We start from the raw sequence: 520 nt of genomic DNA, 5'->3' as shown, positions 1-520 counted from the left end.
CCCCGCAGGGGTGCCCGTGTCTGGACCGTGAAACCGAATTTTCGGTTCGAGTTATCCACAGGCAAACGGGTTTTAAACAGTTTTATATATGGTTTTAAAAGAAGTTTTAGGAAAAAATAAAGCCATTTTTCAATTTAAAAACATAGACTTACAAAACAACCCGGTACCTAATAGACGGTGATTGGGACCTAATAGACGGTCAGAAGGTACCTAATAGACGGTGATCGGTACCTATTAGACGGCGTATCCACAGTATGGCGAACTGATTCACTCCTTGTCCGGCAATCAAACGGCAAAAGGCCCGCAAATGGGGCCTTTTGTGATCTCGGTCACCGTCTATTAGGTACCGCCTGACGGCAGATCGGGGCGGAGCGTCATGATGAGCTGCGGTCCACTTTGGCCAATTTCCTCTCGCAAGTGGTACTCAGGCAGGTCGTTGGCTTCGATGATGCGCCGCAGGTTTTGCGAGAATTTCTTGAGAGTCCCTCCGCTGCCGCTGCGCTCGTAAATGGTCTTGAAC

General features: G+C 49.0%; 1 protein-coding gene. It reads right to left on the bottom strand.

All coding sequences use genetic code 11. The features are described 5' to 3' along the window. Nucleotides 1-339: 339 nt before the first annotated feature. A partial coding sequence (locus AC5O77_RS22635) for a replication initiator protein A (protein WP_494507280.1) occupies nucleotides 340-520 on the bottom strand: 181 nt, incomplete at its 5' end.

The sequence above is a fragment of the Stenotrophomonas sp. INTA L402-1 genome (assembly GCF_059295135.1).
This window is presented reverse-complemented; position numbering and strand designations above follow the sequence as displayed.